Annotated in this window: 20 protein-coding genes; 4 read left to right on the forward strand and 16 right to left on the reverse strand. The window is 45.7% G+C overall.

Annotation, left to right across the window (positions count from 1 at the left end; genetic code table 11):
- Window positions 1–507: 507 nt before the first annotated feature.
- The 14 genes from R7Q41_RS15490 to R7Q41_RS15555 form a co-directional block, all read right to left on the reverse strand.
- Window positions 508–1,662 carry a flagellin gene (locus R7Q41_RS15490; protein ID WP_005382038.1) on the reverse strand — a complete coding sequence of 385 codons (1,155 nt, stop codon included), beginning with the start codon at window positions 1,660–1,662 and terminating at the stop codon, window positions 508–510.
- Between the two features lie 427 nt (window positions 1,663–2,089).
- A complete protein-coding gene (gene flgL, locus R7Q41_RS15495) occupies window positions 2,090–3,283 on the reverse strand; it encodes a flagellar hook-associated protein FlgL (RefSeq protein ID WP_005382037.1) in 1,194 nt (397 codons plus the stop codon).
- A 13-nt stretch (window positions 3,284–3,296) separates the two neighbouring features.
- Window positions 3,297–5,237 carry a flagellar hook-associated protein FlgK gene (gene flgK / locus R7Q41_RS15500; protein WP_250654269.1) on the reverse strand — a complete coding sequence of 647 codons (1,941 nt, stop codon included), beginning with the start codon at window positions 5,235–5,237 and terminating at the stop codon, window positions 3,297–3,299.
- Between the two features lie 160 nt (window positions 5,238–5,397).
- Complete coding sequence (gene flgJ, locus R7Q41_RS15505) at window positions 5,398–6,324, reverse strand: flagellar assembly peptidoglycan hydrolase FlgJ (RefSeq protein WP_115385802.1); 927 nt, start codon at window positions 6,322–6,324, stop codon at window positions 5,398–5,400.
- A 16-nt stretch (window positions 6,325–6,340) separates the two neighbouring features.
- Window positions 6,341–7,432, reverse strand: a complete 1,092-nt coding sequence (locus tag R7Q41_RS15510) for a flagellar basal body P-ring protein FlgI (RefSeq protein ID WP_005393118.1) — start codon at window positions 7,430–7,432, stop codon at window positions 6,341–6,343.
- A gap of 43 nt (window positions 7,433–7,475) precedes the next feature.
- On the reverse strand, window positions 7,476–8,255 hold the full coding sequence (gene flgH / locus R7Q41_RS15515) for a flagellar basal body L-ring protein FlgH (protein WP_005382033.1): 780 nt from the start codon (window positions 8,253–8,255) through the stop codon (window positions 7,476–7,478).
- A gap of 30 nt (window positions 8,256–8,285) precedes the next feature.
- Window positions 8,286–9,074, reverse strand: coding sequence for a flagellar basal-body rod protein FlgG (flgG, locus tag R7Q41_RS15520; RefSeq protein ID WP_005382032.1), 789 nt, complete (start codon window positions 9,072–9,074; stop codon window positions 8,286–8,288).
- Window positions 9,075–9,092: 18 nt separating this feature from the next.
- Entirely contained in the window at window positions 9,093–9,842 is a 750-nt protein-coding gene (gene flgF / locus R7Q41_RS15525) for a flagellar basal-body rod protein FlgF (RefSeq protein ID WP_005382031.1), read from the reverse strand.
- A gap of 331 nt (window positions 9,843–10,173) precedes the next feature.
- Window positions 10,174–11,487 (reverse strand): flagellar hook protein FlgE, encoded by a 1,314-nt coding sequence (gene flgE / locus R7Q41_RS15530; protein ID WP_005382030.1) that lies wholly within the window; start codon window positions 11,485–11,487, stop codon window positions 10,174–10,176.
- Between the two features lie 30 nt (window positions 11,488–11,517).
- Window positions 11,518–12,228, reverse strand: a complete 711-nt coding sequence (gene flgD / locus R7Q41_RS15535) for a flagellar hook assembly protein FlgD (protein ID WP_005382029.1) — start codon at window positions 12,226–12,228, stop codon at window positions 11,518–11,520.
- A gap of 17 nt (window positions 12,229–12,245) precedes the next feature.
- Complete coding sequence (flgC, locus tag R7Q41_RS15540; protein ID WP_005393132.1) at window positions 12,246–12,659, reverse strand: flagellar basal body rod protein FlgC; 414 nt, start codon at window positions 12,657–12,659, stop codon at window positions 12,246–12,248.
- A gap of 5 nt (window positions 12,660–12,664) precedes the next feature.
- Complete coding sequence (gene flgB, locus R7Q41_RS15545; RefSeq protein WP_005382026.1) at window positions 12,665–13,060, reverse strand: flagellar basal body rod protein FlgB; 396 nt, start codon at window positions 13,058–13,060, stop codon at window positions 12,665–12,667.
- 303 nt (window positions 13,061–13,363) lie between these two features.
- The gene (locus R7Q41_RS15550; RefSeq protein ID WP_005382024.1) at window positions 13,364–14,191 is read right to left on the reverse strand and encodes a CheR family methyltransferase; all 828 of its coding nucleotides are present in this window, start codon (window positions 14,189–14,191) and stop codon (window positions 13,364–13,366) included.
- Between the two features lie 11 nt (window positions 14,192–14,202).
- Window positions 14,203–15,129 carry a chemotaxis protein CheV gene (locus tag R7Q41_RS15555; RefSeq protein WP_005382022.1) on the reverse strand — a complete coding sequence of 309 codons (927 nt, stop codon included), beginning with the start codon at window positions 15,127–15,129 and terminating at the stop codon, window positions 14,203–14,205.
- 76 nt (window positions 15,130–15,205) lie between these two features.
- Between R7Q41_RS15555 and flgA the strand changes: the two genes are divergently transcribed.
- The 3 genes from flgA to R7Q41_RS15570 all read left to right on the forward strand — a co-directional run bounded on the left by flgA (window position 15,206) and on the right by R7Q41_RS15570 (window position 16,836).
- A complete protein-coding gene (flgA, locus tag R7Q41_RS15560; RefSeq protein ID WP_005382020.1) occupies window positions 15,206–15,952 on the forward strand; it encodes a flagellar basal body P-ring formation chaperone FlgA in 747 nt (248 codons plus the stop codon).
- 116 nt (window positions 15,953–16,068) lie between these two features.
- Window positions 16,069–16,383 carry a flagellar biosynthesis anti-sigma factor FlgM gene (flgM, locus tag R7Q41_RS15565; RefSeq protein ID WP_005382018.1) on the forward strand — a complete coding sequence of 105 codons (315 nt, stop codon included), beginning with the start codon at window positions 16,069–16,071 and terminating at the stop codon, window positions 16,381–16,383.
- A gap of 27 nt (window positions 16,384–16,410) precedes the next feature.
- On the forward strand, window positions 16,411–16,836 hold the full coding sequence (locus R7Q41_RS15570; RefSeq protein ID WP_005382015.1) for a flagella synthesis protein FlgN: 426 nt from the start codon (window positions 16,411–16,413) through the stop codon (window positions 16,834–16,836).
- Between the two features lie 101 nt (window positions 16,837–16,937).
- On the opposite strand, the gene flgP is transcribed toward R7Q41_RS15570, so the two are convergent.
- The gene (flgP, locus tag R7Q41_RS15575; RefSeq protein ID WP_005382014.1) at window positions 16,938–17,369 is read right to left on the reverse strand and encodes a flagellar assembly lipoprotein FlgP; all 432 of its coding nucleotides are present in this window, start codon (window positions 17,367–17,369) and stop codon (window positions 16,938–16,940) included.
- A 9-nt stretch (window positions 17,370–17,378) separates the two neighbouring features.
- On the reverse strand, window positions 17,379–18,017 hold the full coding sequence (locus R7Q41_RS15580) for a FlgO family outer membrane protein (protein ID WP_005382013.1): 639 nt from the start codon (window positions 18,015–18,017) through the stop codon (window positions 17,379–17,381).
- A gap of 169 nt (window positions 18,018–18,186) precedes the next feature.
- Between R7Q41_RS15580 and R7Q41_RS15585 the strand changes: the two genes are divergently transcribed.
- A complete protein-coding gene (locus tag R7Q41_RS15585; protein ID WP_005382012.1) occupies window positions 18,187–19,320 on the forward strand; it encodes a flagellar assembly protein FlgT in 1,134 nt (377 codons plus the stop codon).
- Window positions 19,321–19,446 lie beyond the last annotated feature (126 nt).

Consider the following 19,446-nt stretch of genomic DNA (forward strand, 5'->3'; position numbering starts at 1 on the left):
TGGTGATTTCTCCAATTGATTTTCCGGTGTAGCGGTTTCCGACGTCTCGGAAAACCAAGTAGTTCTCTCAAAGTTACCTCTATTAACGACACCAAATTCAGAAGCTTTAGAAAAAAGTTTAAAAAAATAACATTGCGAGATTTAGCTAATAAAATTGAAGAAAAGTAAGAAAAAGTGCTCAAGTTTCCACAAATCGAGCCGAGAGGGCTAAATTGTATAGAAAACCAGCAAAAGGAAACAATTAAAGGTAAGTTCGCAGACGATAGACGTGAAAACTAGAAAAGAAAAAGCCCCTTTTCCTTTGAGAGAACTGGGGCTAGGTTGGTCGCCAGAGCCTATGTGGAGATCAAGAGAAATGAACACATTTCCGGCATACCGAGTGCAACTTTACATTGAAAATGATTGGCAGGTGAGAGATGAGAGAGCCGCTCATTCTATTGTAAAGTTGCTTGCCAAAAGCCTGCATTCCCATCCACGTCTGAATGTATTGAGTACAGGCTAAGTAAACTACTGCAATAGTGACATTGCAGAGTTTGGCAACTGTTTCGCTTGAGCAAGAATCGATGTACCTGCTTGTTGCAAAATTTGTGCTTTGGTCATTTGCGTGGTTTCTTTCGCAAAATCTGTATCTTTAATTCGGCTGTTCGATGCGTCAACGTTTTCTTGGATATTCGCCAAGTTGTTGATGCTGTGACTCAAACGGTTTTGCTTCGCACCTAAGTCTGCACGTTGCGAGTCCACGTATTTCAGTGCCGAATCCAGCACAGAAATCGCGTTTTGAGAACCTTGTACCGTGGTCATATCAATATCTTGTACTGACGTTCTGATAGGTTCATCACTCAGGCCAAGCTCAGATGCTAATCCACCAGAAATGGAAATCTCGCCCTGAACGTTTGGATGCGCGACAAAAACTTGCAACTTGCCATCTTCACTTACAGACGCATTAATCATATCAGACTGACCATTAATGTAAGTGGCAAGCTCTTCGATGTCGTCGCCCGCTTTGGCATTAATGTTGATTTCTAGATCATCAACATTGCCGTCTTCGTCTTCACCCATACCTGGTAGCGTGATCTTCAAGTCAGATTTAGCTGGGTCAACGCTCCAGTTTTTATCTTTACCATTTTCAGATAAGAAGGTCACACCGCCCATGCGAGTATCGTCCGCACGAATGCTGGTGAGTCCCATGATCATGGCTTCTCCTGAGCTCGCACCAATCTGGAATGCTGCTTCACCGAATGAGCCGTTCAATAGCCGACGACCACCAAATGAAGTGGTTTCTGCAATACGGTTTAGCTCGTCAATCAATGCCATTGACTCTTCGTTGATCGCCTGACGCTCAGCCGGAGAGTTAGTACCGTTCGATGATTGAATCGCAAGGTCACGCATTCGTTGCATGACAGAGGTTGCCTCATTCATCGCACCTTCAGCGGTTTGTGCAATCGAGATACCATCGTTCGCGTTACGCATTGCGACATCTAGGCCACGAGACTGTGCAGTTAAGCGGTTGGAGATCTGTAGACCTGCCGCATCATCTTTTGCACTGTTAATCTTATGTCCTGAAGATAAGCGCTCCATCGACGTGTTTAATTCATCAGTCGCTTTGTTTAGGTAACGCTGCGCGGTCATCGCGGAGACGTTAGTACTAACTGTTACAGCCATTTTGCTCTCCTGTTGAGTTCGCAAGCTTTTGCGAAGCGGCCAGCTTTACTCTCATTTGGATAAGCACTGACCGTAAAAGTTACTTGCTAAATCTGCCTTAAACGCAGGGTTTAGAATCTCTAAATCTGTTCTGATATTTTCAATACAATTTGTGTGCCAACTTTCGTAAATTATTTAACCACTTATAAAAGAATCAAATAAACAATAAGTTAGCTTTATCATTAAGCTATTTCCGGTTTGTCAGACTCATCTTAGCCCAAGGGTATTGAACGCTGCCCTGTTGCCGCCCGACTTGCCTCCCGCATCATTGCCGCTTTGGGTAAAATCGTGCCGCATGACATCTCAGACTCTCAGGTTACGTCGACTTATCGCGCTTAAGGCTTTGCACATAAGGCATCAAAATCAGACAATGTGTATGAGTGCCATACTAGATGTAGTTAAACAACGTTAGATCTTTGGTCTTACCGAATGCTTGTTGCGATGCCTGTAACGCTCGCGAGTTTTCACTGAACTCGATCACGGCTTTGGAGTAATCCAAATCCTCAAAGTTGCTCTTCGCTTTTGCCAGAGACAAATTAAAGTCTTCATGATTTTGCTCTTGGATATCCAGCGTACTCAATCGAGCACCGGCATCTGTACGCGCTTTATTCAAATGGATAAAAGCAGCGTGGAATTCTTCTGTCATTTGGTGCAATTTGGCGGTCGCCGACGTATCCGAAACCGATTTGTCTGACCATGCCATTGCATCCTTGAAGGTATCGAAAATGCTGAACTCTGCCCGCTTTTCGATCTCAATGCTGTCACCAGGCGTAATTTGGCCTTTTACGTGCACTTTCAGGCCTTTGTATTCAATCCCTTTCTCTGGAGAAAACTCATCGGCATCCACTACTTTGCCGTTACGCTCTAATTGGTAACCAAATTTGCCGTTATTCATATCGACAAATGTCACGCGATACGCCGCATCATCCTTAGCGTCAACGTTAGTAGCTTTGTTTAGCAACAGCTCAGAGCCATTTTGTAGATCGTAATTCGGCTGATAGTCGCCAAATGGGTTTGGTATCTCCATAAACAGCTTGCTGCCAGGATCGTTCATTGGCATCTCAAGCATGCTGGAGACTTTCATTTTGCGCTGATAATCGTCCCCAGCGTATTGCACGCTACCGTCTTTATCGCGATAAAATGGTTGGCTTTTTGGCTTAGTGCCAGCAAACACGTAGTTACCAGATTCATCTTGCGAGTTCACCAAGTTAAGGAAGTTGTTCGCAATCTCTTCTAGCTCACGCTTCTTTGCTTGTCGGTCTTCCGCAGAAAACGCACCGTTAATCATCTCCATCGTTAAGCGCTTCGACTCGTCGGCAAAATTCTCCGCATTGGCGATATTAACTTCGTGGTTTTCTAGACGATTACGCACCAACACTATCGAGCTAAGATATTGTTGTAGCTGTTCTTGTTGCTGACTAATGTTTTGGATGTAATGCGCAGCGAGGGGGTCGTCACTAGGTTTCAGTAACTTTTTCCCTGAAGCAAGCTGCTCTTGGTTGTGGTGAACCTTATTCTCTTGACGACGCAGATCATTTTGTACGGACTGATAGTTATGGAAACTAGAAATTCGGGTTAGCACTTATCTCTTCTCCTTACCTCAGTTGTAAAATGGTATTGAAGGTATCATTCGCCGCTTGCATCACACGTGATGAAGCCATGTACGCTTGTTGAAACTTCATCATGTTGGCCGCTTCTTCATCGAGGTTAACACCAGAAATAGAAGCAACGCGCTCTTGCGCCGCTTCATGCTCTAAACGAGCGACAGAGGCTAAACGGTTTGCTGTAGAAGATTTCAGTCCAACTTCAGTATTGAGGTTATGATAAACATCGATCAAGGTACTGGATTTTCCATCCATCATCTTGTCTGTTTGGATCTTCTGCATTTTTCTCAAGTTGCCGTTACCACCTTCAGAAGGCACCAAGTTTGCGGTGAATTTATCATTCATCAGAGCGCCTTCGCTCAACTCAAACACGGTTGCATCGCCGTTTTTATACAGCGGATGGCTTTTCGGCACTGAGATTTCAATCATCGGGTTATCTTTATCTAACGGGTATGAGTATTTGTCCGATAGTAAATTACCCTTGTTATCCGTGATCTTTAACCACGGCTTATCATGCTTCTCGTCGGCTGGTTGTACGGTAACCTCAAACTCTTTAACATCCCCCGCCTCACGAATTTTAAACTTGGCGTTACCTTGTGCAAAAGTGGTTGAGGCTTCATAACTTTGTGCGGCAATAGCTTTTGCGTCATTGGTTTCCATCTTTATGATGGCTGCACCACTTCTCGTTGGGCGGAGCAATACGCGCTCACCGGCGGCAAGGCCTTCACCAATTTGCACTTTCATACCATCCAGAACAAATGACGAATCCGAACGGTCGATGTTCAACGACATTTGCTCACCTTTCGGTGTTGTCACGCTGTATTGATCGCCATCATAACGCAGCGAATATTCACCACCTTTGATCTCGGAAATATCCTCAATGTAAACCGCAACATCAGCTTGGGAGTCAGGCGCAGCAAAAACTCGAGATTTTGCTACCAGCTCAGAGTTCGCGTCGGTAAATACGTCTTTACCTATCTTACCGTTGAGATCCAGACCTTGAGATTGCAGCTGATTAATTTTGTAGGAAAAACCCGTCGCTAAACGGCCCATTTCATCTTGCAGTTGTGGGATGTGTTTGTCGCGCATTTCAAGTAAAGCGCCGATTTTGCCATCCATATCATCAGACTTGATCGCTTTAATGCCATTCCCTTCCACCATTGCTAATCGTCTTTGATGAACATCCGGATAGCCATCGATCATTTTGAGCTGGCTTGCTTCCGTGCCAGAAACAAGAGTGTGTCCATTGCCGATATGAACATTAAACCCTTCCGCATTTTTGCGTGGGGTTACGGTAACTTTGGTGTACTCTGACAGCTCAGTAACCAGCTTTTCATGCTGATCCATCAGGTCATTATGTGGGCCAGGGGTGCGCATCATCAGTCGATGAATATCGCGAATTTCCAACGCAAGTTGGTTAACGCGCTCAATGCCCATATCCAATTTTTTATTGGTGACATCAGATTGCAGTCGAACGGTTTCGTGGAAATCATTTAATGTATCAGAGAAGATTTTCGCCTTTTCCAATACCACTTTTCGTGCCCCTAAATCGTTCGGGGTATCTGCCATGGTTTTTACCGCATCGAACCACTCATTCAGGTTCTCGGGAATTTTCTTCGATGCCACTGAACTCAACATGCTAGAGAGCATATCAAGATTGTCTTGGGTATCCGTTTTGTTGGCATTGTTGGTCGACGACAGGTTCAGTTCATTCACGGCAAACTGATCCCACGAGCGGCGAACATTTTCCACATGCACACCCATGCCGTAGGTAGAACCACCAAACATGCGCGGATCATTCGTGCCTTGGATAACAGACTGACGGCTATAACCCTCTGTATTAACATTAGAAATGTTATGACCAGTGGTGTTTAATTGTCTCTGAGCAGTAAGCACACTTTGAGTACCTACATTCAGAAGATCTGACGCCATACATGCCCCCGAAAACGAAATATAAATCGGCAAAACCGATCACCTAGACACATTAAAAGCAAAAGATGTGCCAAGTGATAGAAAGGCGTAGATGTTCAGATAAAGTGAAGGCTTGCACTATGGCAAGCCTTCGAGAACGTCATAAATTGTCGCAGAGACATTACATACTTTCGATTTTATCCTTCACCTGCAGGACTTTATCTGCGTAATTCGGATCGGTCGCGTAACCCGCACTGTGGATACCGCGAATAAACAACTCTGAATTCCCGCGTTTCTGCAATGCTGTCTCGTAACGTGGGTTGTCATTCAAAAATCGTACAAAGTCATTAAAGCTGTCTTCGTAACTTGAGTAGGAGCGAAACGCTGCCGTCTCTTTCACTGGCGTGTTATCGTGGAACTCTAAAGTTTGAGTCGTCACTTTGTCACCCTGCCAGCTTCGATCTGCTTTGATATTAAATAAGTTGTTGCTGCTGCCACGCGCGTTCTTCACGACCTTTTGTCCCCACCCCGTTTCCAAAGCGGCTTGCGCAAGTAGCAGAGATGGCTCGACACCTAAGGCTTTCGCAGCTTTCTCCGCGTATGGCTTCATCGAGTTAACAAAGGATTCTGGTGAATCGAATCGAGTGGGTTCATTGCTTGGTCGAGATAGCTGACCAGACTCAATCAAGCGCTGTTCAATCTCGCGCGCTTTTTTCGGGTCAACACGACGATATTCCGCAGCATTGTTTGCCGCATCACGCATAGCCGTTTCTTTTTTGTCGTTCCCTTGCCCAGCCGTTAATTGCTTAACAATCATATCGGCCAGTCCCATTGAACCAGACGAACTCAATTCACTCGCCATCTGTTCATCCAACATTTGTCGATAGAACTTCTCGTTTTGGCTGTTCATCATGTTGGACTCAAAGCCCTCATTGGCTTCTCGCATGGATTTCAACATCATGGAGGTGAAAATAGATTCGAACTGACGAGCTGCTGCACGCAGTGCTTCTTGCTCGCCATCTTTACCTTCCTTCACTGCTTTTTGACGCAAGGTATCCAGCGAACTGATGTCATGAATAAAACCAATGTCGTTAGGATTGTTCATTATACCTACCTCCTAACCATTAAATGATGATCAACTGGCCTTCAATGGCACCAGCTTGTTTCAATGCTTGCAAGATAGCCATCAAATCCGACGGCGCTGCGCCGACTTGATTCACTGCACGGACCAAATCATCCAACGTTAAGCCTGGCTCAAACTTAAACATCTTGCCCTGCTCTTCGCTGACTTCGATATCCGAGTCTGGTACGACAACGGTTTGCCCACCAGAAAAGCCGTTAGGTTGGCTAACATTCAGGTTTTCTTTGATCGCAACCGTCATGCCGCCATGCGTTACTGCTGCAGGTTTAAGACGCACATGCTTACCAACTACGATGGTGCCCGTTCGTGAGTTAACGATGATTTTGGCTGCACCATCTGCTGGGTCGAACTCTAGGTTTTCGATTGCCGATAAGAACGCAACACGCTGGCTGACGTCACGAGGAGCACGCACGCGCACTGATGTCGCGTCAACAGCGCTCGCCATTTGTGGGCCAAGGAAGTTGTTTACCGCATCCGCCATACGTTGAGCCGTTGTGAAGTCTGACTCAAGCAAGTTGAACGTGATGTAATCGCCACGACCAAATGGGTTTGGAATTTCGCGCTCTACTGTCGCACCACTAGAGATAAGACCAACGGTTGGATTGTTACCTACGATTTTTGAACCGTCAGCACCTTCAGCACTGAAGCCGCTCACTACTAAGTTACCTTGAGCAACCGCGTAAACTTGACCGTCGAGACCTTTGAGGAACGTTTGCAGCAAGGTGCCACCACGCAAACTTTTAGCACTTCCGATGGAAGAGACAGTCACGTCCACTTGCTGACCCGGTTTAGAGAAAGGCGGCAATTCGGCCGTAACCATGACTGCGGCAACGTTTTTAATTTTTGGCTTTGTGCCCGGCGGCATCTGAATGCCGAAGTTTTGCAGCATGGCGGCGAAACTTTGCTCTGTAAACGGGTTCGCTTCACCCGTACCAGGTAAGCCTGAAACCAAACCATAACCCACGAGTTGGTTGCTTCGTACACCTGCCACTTGCGCGACGTCTTTGATACGTGCGGCTTGGGCTACGGTAGAAAACAGAGCAACGCTCATCAGTACTAAAAGGAGTTTTTTCATGCTTACTTATCTCTTGCAGTCAAATTGCCGTCAGCACGGCGTGTTATAGCGCTACATTAAAGAATCGTGCCAAGAAGCCTGGCTCTTGCATATCTTGTTGCAAACCAGTGCCAGAGTACTGAATTCTTGCGTTAGAAACGCGATTTGATGCAATGGTGTTGTCGAAATTAATATCATCCGGACGAATAGTGCCACTTAAACGTATGTACTCATCACCCGTATTTAGCGTCATCCACTTCTCACCGCGGATCACGAGGTTGCCGTTTGCCAGTACTTCGATCACCTCAACAGTGATGTAACCACTGATGCTGTTGCTCTGCTTTGCAGAAGAGTCACCTGCAAATGAGTTGGAGTTGTTTAAGTCATAAGAGAAATTATATTTTCCGCCAATTTGCAGCTCTTCTCCGCCCACTTGAAGCGGGTCCATTTGCGCTTCATTGGTTTTCGATAAATCGGCATTTGCGCTTTTCGTCGCACTGGTTGTCTCATCCAGTGTTACGGTAATAATGTCGCCAATACCACGTGGTTTAGAATCGTCGTATAGGTCGGTAATGTGCTCGGCGCTAAACAACGAACCTGTTGCAGCAGCGTAATGCTCAGGCTTGTTTTTCGGATGAATTGGAGCCCAAGCAGGGTCGCCAGCAACCGGATCACTTCTACCACGTAAAGTATCTACAATACCGCTGCTCTCTTCTTTCGATTTATCGCCTTCTACTGCGTCGACCACAGTGGTTGCTTGTGTCACTTCATCCGTTTCAATCGGTTCCAACATGGCACAGCCCGACATCGTAGCAATCAAAGCGAGTAGGCAAATACGTTTCATCGTGAGCTCCTCAAATCTTGCTCTTAATCGTTACAATTGCTGGTTAACGAAGCTCATCATTTTATCGACTGACGAGATCACTTTTGAGTTCATTTCGTAAACGCGCTGGGCTTCGATCATGTTGACCAACTCTTCCGTTACATTCACGTTGGACGCTTCCAGCATGGATTGACGAATTTCACCCAAACCGTCCAAACCTGGAACACCCTCTTGTGGATCGCCACTGGCACCCGTTGGTAAGTAAAGGTTCTGACCAATTGGCTCTAGGCCACCCGGGTTAACAAAATCTGTAATGGTTAACTGACCAACGACTTGGTTGTCTTGCTGCCCTCGGACGCGAACCGACACTTCACCATCCGTACCGACAGTAATAGAAATCGCATCTTCTGGAATCACAATTTCAGGCTCTACAGGGTAGCCAGAACCCGACGTGACTAACGTGCCTTCACCATTTAGCGTGAACTGACCGTTACGGGTATAACCGATGTTGCCGTCCGGCAATGTCACTTGAAAAAAGCCGTCGCCTTCCACCATCATGTCCAGTGCGTTGGTCGTTGTCTGTGCATTGCCGTGCGTGTGCACTTTTTGCGTCGCAACCACTTTAGAACCCGCACCTAGCATCAAGCCACTTGGCAGTTCCGTGTTCTGAGATGACTGGCCGCCAGGCTGGTTGATGTTCTGATAGAACAGATCTTCGAATACTGCACGGCTCTTTTTGTAGCCGACAGTAGAGGCGTTCGCCAAGTTGTTCGAAATCGTGGCAATGTTGGTTTGTTGGGCGTCTAGACCTGTTTTACTTACCCATAGTGCTGGATGCATAGTGAACCTCTAACTCTGTTAACTCATACGAAGCAGTGAATCTGAAGATTTATCCATTTCTTCAGCTGTGCTCATCATCTTGACTTGCATTTCAAACTGACGTTGTAAGTCAATCAATGCGGTCATTTCACCTACGGCATTCACGTTACTGCCTTCTATCGCTCCCGTCTGGAGGCTAACAGTCGCGTCTGCTTCGTAAGGTTGGTTTGGAGTTTTATGGCGAAATAAGCCATTGGTGTCTTTAAACAAGCTTTGATCATTAGGCTTAACAAGCTTAATGCGATCAACCGCTTGGAATTCTTCTGCCGGGGCACCTTGAGGAAGTACAGAGATGGTGCCATCCCGACCGATTTCAATTTTGGAGAGAGGGATAGGCAAAGTAATCGGCGCGTCGTTTTCACCCAGCACCAAATGACCACTTGCGTTGGTAAGCATGCCATTTTGATCGACTTTTAGGTTGCCGTTACGGGTCAACCCTTCTTTCCCTGTATGATCGAGTACCGATATCCAACCGCTGCCTTCAATCGTCACATCCAGATCACGCCCTGTTGTAATCACGCTACCTTGAGCAAAGTTATGCCCTGGACGCTCTGTCATGCTGAATACACGTGAAGGATGGCCTTCACCATAAGCCTGCATTGAGCGAGCCTGTGCTAAATCAGCCCGAAATCCGGTCGTGCTTACGTTAGCCAAGTTATTAGCGCGCAATTGTAGTGCCTGCATATTTTGCTTGGCGCCACTCATTGCGAGAAACAGTGCGCGATCCATAAATTACTCCAAAAAATCTCTCTGTACACGGAGTAAAAAGCAATAGTTATGCCAAAACAAAAATAGACTTATTAATCAATACTTTGAATTAAAAATCAACAATGAAAAGAGGTCAATAGAGGCAGAAAACTGTAACGAGAGGCAAGGTTTTGATCCATACGGCGGCAACAGCGGCAAATCGTAGATCAAAGCATGCTTAGCCTGAGTGAGGTGTATTCAGGCTAAGCATCAGATGAATGTCATGATGAAAATGAACAAAGCGGCAATTACTAAGAAGCAATCACACGCCATTGCTTACTCAAGCAGAGTATCGAATGACCCAGCTAGTGCTCTAGCGGATCTGTAAGATATTCTGTTGTAGTTGGTTGTGTACTTCTAGCGAACGTGAGTTTGCTTGGAAGTTACGCTGAGCAGAGATCAGGTCCACCAACTCCTGCGTCATATCAATGTTTGACTGTTCCAGCATACCGTTATTGATGGTGCCGAAAGAGCCTTTATTTGATTCACCCCAGATCTTGTCACCAGAGAACTGCGTTGAATCCCATTGAGTGCCGCCTTTCTTATCCAGACCTTGCTCGTTTGGAACACGTACGAGAGCAACACGACCCAATGTAACGTTTTCACCGTTTGAGTAAGTTCCCAATACGCTGCCGTTTTCATCGAAGTCAACTTTGGTTAGGAAGCCCGTCGTTGCACCGTCTTCGTCAAACTTAGTCAGTTCGAACGGAGCCGCAAACTGTGTTGCTGAGCCTAAGCCGAAGTTAAGCGTCTGCGCAGGATCGGCACCATTCATATCGACTGGTGTCGTGTTCGTCGCCGGATCGCCCAGAGCCACAGAAGTGATTGGCTGACCATTGTTCAAGCTCGCCAACGTACCATCGTTGTTGAACTTCATGGTATGCCCCACATGACCTGTTGGCGTTTGCGCATCACCAGCCGCAACATTTAAAGGCTTTTCACCTTCTTTATCTGTCACGGTGTAGTAAGTGTTCCATGTATTTGGCTGAGTCTGATCTTTCAAGTAATACGTCGTTAGCTTGTAAGACTGACCCATCGAGTCATAAATTGTCGAAGAGGTTGAACGGTTGTATGTATCTGGGTCTGAAAAATCAAACTGCGTTGGATCTTTCAAATCGCCGTTCGCTGGCAAGTTCACACCCACTTCAATGTTTGCTGTTTGTTTTGGCTTACCAAATTCAGCAGGAATATTGATGGGTTGTGGCTCGTATGAAGAAACCTCACCAGAGCTTGGGTCCACTTGGTAACCTAATAAGAACTCATCGTTCGCGGTCACCATGTAGTTTTCTTTATTTAAGTGAAATGCACCATTACGTGTCAGTTCATTCTGTTGTGGAGTTAGACGCTCTTTCGCTACAGCGAAAAAACCTGTCCCCGAAACACGCAAATCCATTGGGTTGTTGGTGTAAATGCTAGAGCCTTCATGGAACTGCTGTGCCACTTGGCTTGCTTGCGCACCACCACCCGGTGTGGTTTTTGCGTTAGTAAATAAAGAGTTAGAGTAGACATCAGCAAACTCAGCACGGGACTCTTTAAAGCCGTAAGTGTTGGCGTTCGCAATGTTGTTACTGGTGGTGTTCAAATCCAGTTGGGCGGCGGACAAACCGCTTAAAGATACATATGACATTCCAAAATCTCCTAATCTAGCGAGCTATGACTACGCTTTGCCGACTTCCAATACTTCTGCAAGTCGAACTGGCGATTCAAAACCAGCCAGATTGAGTAATACGTTTCCGTCACCTTTGCCAAGCAATACGCTGTTTACGTTGGCGTATGTCGATACTGGGAACTCTTGCGACTCCCCTTCAACTAAGCCAGACGCTTTCACTTTGTATTTGCCAGCTGGCAGTGGATTTCCGCTTTCATCTTTACCGTCCCAAAGCACACGCGTGTCGCCGGCTGGTTTCGCCCCTACCTCAAAGGTACGAACCAGTTGGCCAGCTTCATCCTCTACACGAACAAACAGATTATCGATAGATTGTGAAAGCTTAACCATTGCCGCCATTGGTGCGTCGTCCTGCTTCACACCTGCTGCTCCTGGGACCAATACGTCACGCCCTACCAAAGAGGAAGCTTGTAACGCTTGATTTGATGTCATTGACGAATTCAAACTCTCAAACTGAGTGTTCATCTTGCCAATGCCATCAACGGTCGCAAATGAAGCCATTTGCGCAATCATCTGGTCATTACTTACCGGCTTAAAAGGGTCTTGCTGAGACAGTTGCTTCGTGAGCAATGATAAGAAGTCTTCCTGTTTTAGGTCCTGCTTACCCGTGCTCTCTTCCGCTTTCTTGTTACTCTCTTGTAGACTTTTAAGCTGGTCGATATAGGACAAGCCGCTTTGACCAACGTTGTTAATTCCGGCCATACGCTACCCCCTTATCCTTATTGACCCATCTGCAGCGTACGCAGCAGCATTTGTTTACTAGAATCAGCGACCTGTACATTAGTTTGGTATGCACGAGAAGCTGAGATCATGTTTGCCATTTCTTCCATTACATTGACGTTAGGCTTGTAAATGTAGCCTTCTTCGTTTGCAAGGGGATGGTCTGGGTTGTACTCCGCACTCAGCGGTTTATCACTTTCTACAATACCCATCACTTTCACTGGCACCGTATCACCGCCACGCATGGCGTTACTTAACTCAGCACCAAACACGGCATGACGCGCTTTGTAAGTGTCTTTCGCAGAGCTGCTGACACTGTCGGCGTTCGCCAAGTTGCTTGAGGTAGTATTCAGACGAACGGATTCAGCGCTCATTGCGGAACCTGTCACATTGAAAACGTTAAATAAGCTCATCTAAATTATTCCCCTTTGATTGCTTTGGTTAAGTTCTTGAATTTGCTGCCTAGAAAGTCGAGTGATGCTTGGTGTCTGATTTGGTTTTGCATAAACAAGTTACGCTCTAAATCCAAGTCTACCGTGTTGCCATCTCCCGTATCTGGTTGCGTAGGAAGACGATATAACTTGTCCCCAACCAACGTTGTAGTGGCAGGAATATGCCGACCATCTGTGCGACTAAGACCAATGCTTGCCCCAGATGTTGCCGCTTGCAATTCCTTCGCAAAGTCTAAACCTCTTGCTTTGTAACCAGGCGTGTTTGCTTGTGCGATGTTGGTGGAAATCACCTCTGCATTGCGCTCACGTACGCCCACCGTGTGCTGGTGGATGCCTAGTGCATTGTCAAAAGATATAGCCATGTTTGCCTCTACAATTAAGAACTGACCGTGATTGATAACCAAAAAGCAATTAGCATGCCAAAACCTAAAGCATTACACCAACCTAGTGGTTACCGTGAATTGAAATAGCAATAAGTGAGCCAAAGTAACTGGAATGTCATGTCGTATCACTTTGCTCACTTAATAAAGATACACCGTGTTGAGGGCACAAGGCAAAAACGCGCTTCAACTAATTGAGTGATACATGAAGCGCTCGGCGCAGAAAGGTAACAAACAAAAAAGCCTGACACGAAGTCAGGCTTTTCTATCAATGAAGAGATACCGCTATTTAAGCTTGTAAATGATGCCCGGATTACAGCGCACCATTTCAAATTTATCAGTCAGACCAGTTAGCGACTCTGATGCCCCTAACAGCAAGTAGCCACCAGGGTTTAAACTGCTCGCCATTTGGTTAAGCACTTTAGATTTCATTTCTGGAGAAAAGTAAATCAATACGTTACGACAGAAAATGATGTCGAACTTACCCATCAGTGCGTAACTGTCCATCAAGTTTTGTGGACGAAAGTTCACCAAACGCTTGACGTTATCTTTGACTTTCATGCGACCACCGTCCGCATTTTCAAAGAAGGTGCGACGACGTTCTGGTGAAAGCCCGCGACCCAAAGCCAAGTTGTCGTACACCCCTGCACGACACATCTCGAGCATACTTGCCGAAATATCTGTGGCTGTAATGGACACGTTTGGTAACAAGCCCGGCTTGCGCTGTTGCGTTTCCAGGATCGTCATTGCAATAGAATACGGTTCTTGGCCCGATGAACTGGCAGCAGACCAGATCTTAATTGGGCGCTTACTTGCCGCTACTTCTGGCAATAATTTGTCAGCTAAAACCGTGAACGGATAAGTATCTCGAAACCACAAGGTTTCGTTAGTCGTCATCGCATCCACAGCGGCGACTCGTAATTCTCGATTACGCCCTGTAACAACATCACGTAGCAAATCTGATAACGATGCGAGCTTAAACTTCGTCACTAAAGGACTCAGTCGGCTACGCACGAGGTATTGCTTGCTATCACCTAACACGATGCCACATTGCGATTCTAGAAAACGGCTAAAGTCACGATACTCTTGATCACTGATTGTAATAGCAGTCATTAATGTCTCTTTTATTGTGTTAATGCAGATTTAACCGCGTTACCCAACTCATCTGGGTTAAATTTCGCAATGAAGGTGTTGGCACCTACACGCTCAACCATAGCTTGGTTGAATACACCACTTAATGAAGAATGGAGGATAACATAAAGGTCTTTCAAATCGGCATGTCTGCGAATTTCAGCCGTTAAGGTATAGCCGTCCATTTCTGGCATTTCAATATCGGAAATAACCAACGAAATTTGATCGTAGATATTGCCTTCTTGAGCCATTTCAATCAACTTATTGTACGCTTCTTTGCCGTCTTTGACAGATACGACCTCAAAACCGATGGATGTAATCGCACGCTCTACCTGTTTACGCGCGACCGTCGAGTCATCAGCAATCAGTATGCGGCGTACAATAGGCTTTTCTTGCTCTGCTTGTGCGATTTCTTCGCCAATAGCGGAATCCATCGTTTCATCAACTGGCGCAATTTCTGCCAGGATTTTTTCAACGTCAAGGATTTCAACCAGCTCATTGTCAATGTTTGTCACGGCAGTCAAGTAGTGCGCTTTACCTGCGCCGTCTGGCGGTGGCAAAATCGCTTCCCAATGCATATTGATAATACGCTCAACCGATGATACCAAAAATGCTTGGATCGTACGGTTAAATTCTGCAATAACAACAAAACATTTATCTAAATCAGTGGTTGGGCGGCCACCAATTGCCAGGCTCAAATCAATAACGGACACGGTATGGCCGCGGATATGAGCGATACCTTTAACCAGAGGGTGTAGATTTGGCATTGAAGTCAGCTTAGGGCACTGTAGTACTTCTTTCACTTTGAATACGTTAATGCCGTAGCGCTGTCGGCCCATCAGTCGAAAGGTCAATAATTCCAATCGGTTCTGACCGACGAGTTGCGTACGCTGATTCACCGAGTCAAGAATCCCCGTCATATGCTCATCTCCATCTCAAACTTTTTGTTTTTAAATGATACTCTACCACTGGCAAGCACGATACCAGGGAGACAGTATGGCGTATTTCACTTTCACTTCGACACCATTGACTATGACAATATGTAGAGCGCTAATTACAAAGTACGCTAAGTCTATCGGCATTTTGCTCAGTATGTTTAGCTTTTTTGTTCATTCAGCTTCAGATAATCAGATCGAGCAAATAAAAACAGCAGCAGAACAACATATTCTTGCTACGGTTGATCAGCCTGATGGTGGCGAGCTATCTGTTAATGCGGCAGAGATCGACTCGAGAATAAAAGCAACGGATTGCCCTGTTCCGTTAGATACATCTGCCTCTTCCACCAGCAGCACGAGAAGTAACATCAATGTGTTAGTGGAATGCCAACCGGATGACTGGAAAGTCTATGTCCCTGTGAGGATCTCGGTATCAGTACCAATGATCGTCGCGACACGAACATTAGGGAGAGGAGAAATCGTCAGCGCATCGGATGTTACCACTTCCATGATCGAGCTACAGCGCTTTCGTAAAGATGGATTTTCTAGCTACGATCAAGTGGTTGGGGCAAAGCTAAAGCGTAACGTTCGTTTAGGCGATGTCGTAGAGAGAAATGATGTTTGTGTGGTATGCCGAAATGAAAAGGTCATTATCAAAGCGGTGAATTCTGGCATGACGATCACAACGCAAGGCACAGCATTGCAGGATGGTTCAGCTGGCGATCAAGTAAGAGTGAAAAATGATAAGTCACAACGTATAATAGAAGGCATAGTGACTGACATTGCGGAAATCACTGTTAATTTTTAATACCCACTGGTAGCGTGTTTAAACTGATCAATAAAAATGCAAAAAATGACTAAAGTTATTTTTGCGCTGGTCGATAGTCTGGATACCAGTATTACGATACAAGGCAAAGGTTAAACATGGCAGGTATAGATAATATACGTTCAGGGCAAATGATGACGACAACAAGTCGCGCACCTGCACGTAACGATTCCAATGCTACCAGCACGACAGAATCAAAAAAGGCGCCAGCGCAACAAGACGCAGTATCACTCAGCCAGCAAAGTAAAGCCGTCAGTAAACTCCAGAAGGATATGGCAGCTTCTCCGGCATATGACAGCGCCAAAGTTGCAGCAATCAAAGAAGCTATCACAAACGGTTCATACAAAGTCGATCCTGAAAAATTGGCTGACAACATGATTAAGTTTGAAAACGAATTGCAAGGCAAAAGCTAACTGACTTAGGCCGAAGGTAAGTATTTTATGGCAGCATTAGTCGATCTCGTTAATTTCCAGCTAGAAAATGCTAAGGCACTTTCCGCTGTTTTACGCCAAGAAACACAAGCAATCACGGCGCGTGTCTCTACCGAGATTGAGAACATTGCCAAACAGAAGATGACGCTCATTGATCAGCTCAGAACAACTGATCAGCGAATCGCCTCTCACCCGCACGTCAATCAACTTACTGAAGATGAGCACCTAAGTCAGGTTGTTGCTCAGATCCAATCGATCGTCCTCGACTGTCAACAAGTTAACCAAGTAAATGGCGAATCGCTTAGTCGCGCACAGCTGAGCTTCAATAAACTCAACAACATGCTTCAGCGAACTCATGGCAAAGTTGGCATGACCTACAATGCGGGCGGAAAAACCCACACCATCTCGACGCTTGGCACCAATATAAAAGCTTAAACGTCACTCTTACCCTCAATTCCCGCGCTCACGTAGATATAAAAAGCGACTCATTGTTACCAATCAGCCGCTCAAAAAGATTATCTGTCTAGTGAAATGGTTTAAAACAAGGTTTGCTGACGCTTCTCAGGCACCTGCTGAACTTCTCCATAATCACGTAGCTTATCCATCTTACGGATATCCAGGCGCAGCTCAGTCACATAACTGTCTTCAACAAGATAACTACGCACAACTTCTGCACCACGAATTACACCATCGACGGCACCAGTGGTGCTTTCAATACCCAAACGCTGGTCTTGCAGCTCTGCACGTCCACTAACACGCATGCCATAAACTTGCTCTGCTAGCTCACGATAAGCATCAATTTTTGATGCGCGCATTGCTCGTACACGCTTTTCTTCAACTGTGCGGCCTGTTTGCTCACTGACGCTGGCATAACCCACCGCCACTAAGATTTCATCTTGACGCATCTGTTGTAATGGCTGACACCCAACCAATATCAGTGTGGCAACAATAAATAATAACTTCTTCATGCTTCTATCCTATGGACGGAGAATCACAGTGTACGGCTGACGAATAGTAGGGTCAGAACGAATCAACACACCATCTTGTGTGCGGATGCTATTTAACGTATCTAAGTCACGCCCAATACGGTCAGCCGGAAGGAAACCTTGCGCTGTCGCTACAACTACACGGCTTTGCATGCCAACCACGCGTGCATTGACAAGCACTCCGCCCTCTTGGCGCAGCATTGTTCCGGTCAGTACATACTGAATTTGCTGCTCTTGAGCTAAATCTTGCCAATCACGACTTAAAGCAAAATCGCCCTGCTGCGTCACTTGAATAGAGCCCGTAGTTTTGAAATCAACCACTTTAAACCCTCGGCGCTGAAACTGATGGATAAAACCTTCAGAGACCGAGTTACCTAACCAGTTTGTTGCATCCATATTTTGTAGATCAACAAACGAGGTAATCGCAATCGGTGTCCGCGCTGATACTGCCACATTAGAAACCATCAGGTCTTCTGTCATGCTCTCAATGAAAAAGTCCATCGTATGACGCGGACTATCCATCAGCATGAACTGGCTTCCCGAGTACGGTTCTTTACCATTGTAAATCGGTGAGTACGCGCACGATGTCAGAAGCGTCATCATCGATGCGGCGACAAGCCACTTTTTCATGGTTTGATTCTCCAGATAATCTTAGGTGATACCGTTCTTTATTAATTCCTTTCCAAGAAAGTGAATATTGGAACAGTCTTTGCTTTTCTTTGTTTGCCTAACGAAGAAAAACCCACCAAACTTCACTGAATTTGTTAAAGCAATATTTATACCCGAACGGTTGTAACCAATGAAAAAAATATTAAACAGTCTGTTTTCAATCACTTTAGTGATGCTTGTGCCTTTTAAGGTAATGGCATCTTGGTATGAAGTCACAGGCGTTGCCACCATCGTTTCTTCAGAAGAGACGGCAAGGCTCCATGCGTTGGAAGACGCGCTGTTCAAAGCCGTCAATTTTTCGGGCGCAGATATTGGCAGTATTAGCAACTTGATGCCGCTATTAGAAGAAAGCCGCAACGAATACCAGTTTACCAATCATGAAGTCCGTTACATTTTGGTCGAGTCTGAACGCAAACGTCGCGGTAAAGTCGAGGTAAAAATCCGCGTTGATATTTATCCATCGGCAACGGGTTGCCACACCGATCAATACAAAAAGACAATGCTGGTCGGCAATATTGAGGTCGCATCACCACAACAAGCAGTGATGGGACAAATTTATCAAGTTGGTGACGATTTTAGCCACGTAGTGAACCGTCAACTTGATCAAACCTCACGCAGCTTTGTGTCTGTTGGTACAACGGACTACTCAATAAGCAGCAACTATCCTGCTCGCACTCAAATGATCGCGCAAGACAATGGCGCACAATACATCATTGGAGGGGTCATCACCGATCTCACTGCAACGGTCGAATCTCAACTATTGCAAGATGACATCATCAATCGTCAGTTTGCGTTAGAAATGAAAGTATTTGATGGTAAAACTGGCCATGAAATCTTCAACAAAGCCTACCGTGAGGTCGCGCGTTGGCCATTTGCTAAGACGAGTCAAGTGGACACTCGTAGTGCACGTTTTTGGGCATCGACCTATGGCGAGATGATGCTTCGCGTTAGTCGCAATATTATGTTGGATCTGGAGTCGGAGCTATCTTGCAAAATTACACTGCCAGAGGTTGTGGCAGTCTTCGGTAATACCGTAACGATGGATCTCGGCCGTATGCACGGCGTAAAAGAGGGAGACAAATTGCAGCTTTGGCACACCGCGTCGTTTATCGACCAAAATGGATTGCCAAGAAACAAAGTCTCGCAAAGCGAAATTACATTAACGGTATCACGCATATACGAACACGAAGCGGAACTGACGATTGATCAGCCAAATTTAGCATCTAGCGTTCAAATTGGCGACGTAATGAACAAGATCCTATAAAAGCAAACATTAAGTCTTGAGATATGCTCACTTTTGAATATCATAGGCAGCGCATCTTATTTGATTATACCAATGACCGTAGCGAATCGTTCAACGTGATGCTGATACAGATCTGGTAGATTGCTA

The sequence above is a fragment of the Vibrio sp. 2096 genome, assembly GCF_033339595.1.
In the GTDB taxonomy this organism is placed as follows: Bacteria; Pseudomonadota; Gammaproteobacteria; order Enterobacterales; family Vibrionaceae; genus Vibrio; species Vibrio alginolyticus.